1 protein-coding gene is annotated in these 1,480 nt (G+C 46.4%); it reads right to left on the minus strand.

The window, feature by feature from the left end; genetic code table 11:
• Window positions 1–1,480 (minus strand): amino acid adenylation domain-containing protein (locus tag AACM45_RS20245; RefSeq protein WP_339145022.1); only part of this gene is annotated, 1,480 nt, incomplete at both ends.

Genomic DNA, 1,480 nt, shown 5'->3' on the forward strand with positions numbered 1-1,480 from the left:
GATTTTGTTGGAATGACATAAGCGACCAATTGATTGTCTTGAATAGTCGCCAATGCTTTTTCAATTCCGTTCATCTCGGATATTTTAGCAGAGATTTCGCCCAGTTCGACCCTGTAGCCGTTCAATTTCACCTGGCTGTCCACTCTTCCCTCGAATTCGATGTATCCCGATCTGTTCCATTTGCCCCAATCCCCTGTCCGATACAGCCTTCCAAGTTCGGGGTGTTCAATAAAACTATCCTGCGTTTTCTCCCTATCATTCCAATATTCCAGCGCTACTCCCATTCCCCCTATGTGGATTTGGCCCGTGACATCCACGGGACAATGTTCTCCAAAATCATTGAGCACGTACATCTGTTGGTTGGGCATGGCCTGTCCGTATGGAATGGAAGTCCATTGAGGATCCACCGCTTGAATCTCATACCAAATGGACCATATACTTCCCTCGGTGGCCCCGCCTAAACTCATGACCGTACACTTTGGGCTTAATCCCTTTATCTGCGATGGTAACTTTACCGGTATCCAATCACCGCTCATCAGGACCACCCGCAATGTGTGGAGGTCTTGTTGTACATCATTTGCATAGTCAACGGCGAGTTGCATGAGCTGGGGAACGGTATTCCATAGGGTGATATGGTATTTTTGGACGAGCTGATGCCAGTGGGCAGGCTCCTTAGTCCTGTCCTGATCCGGATAAACAATGGTTCCCCCGGCAGCAAGTAGGCCGAACATGTCGTAGACCGATAAGTCAAAGCTCAGTTCCGATAAAGCCAATACCTTATCCGCTTCGCTGATGTTAAACCGATGGTTGACCGCATGGATGGTATTGACTGCTCCTTGATGGGATATCACCACACCTTTTGGTTTGCCAGTACTCCCCGAAGTGAATATCACATAGGCGATATCCGTTTGATTGACCTTGGGCAATTCATGTTTGGACACCTTAGGCCTGTAATGGATGATATCCTCTATGATTAACCACTTATATTGTGAATTGATCTTACTATGTTTCATTCTGGAGTCAAATTGGGATTTTGATACCAATACCGTTTTTACGGCCCCCTCTTGCAGTACCTCCCCTATTCTTCCTTCTGGCCAATCCACATGCAGCGGCAGATAAGCGGAGCCCGATTGCATGATACCAATACAAGAGACCAGTTGTTGAAGCCCTTTTTCGCTTAGGATAGCAATTAATTCATTGGGGGTTGCTAAATAATGCTCTGTAAGATATCCAGCGACATGATAGGCAAAACCTCCTAACATACCGTAGGTATAACTACCCGTTGAATCGATTACGGCGGTTCGTCCCGAATGTTTCTCTACATTCGTCAGACTCATATCGACCAAGGTATCCGAAACCTTTGCTTGGCGGAAATCATTTGAACTGGCTATAACCTGTTTGTCCGAAGCTGACAGCCCTATATCAGGTAAAGGACCTTCCCAATCAACCATCGCCAACTGTGCTATTGTACTACAGTAAT

The sequence above is a fragment of the Croceitalea sp. MTPC5 genome, from assembly GCF_036985505.1.
Taxonomy (GTDB): domain Bacteria; phylum Bacteroidota; class Bacteroidia; order Flavobacteriales; family Flavobacteriaceae; genus Croceitalea.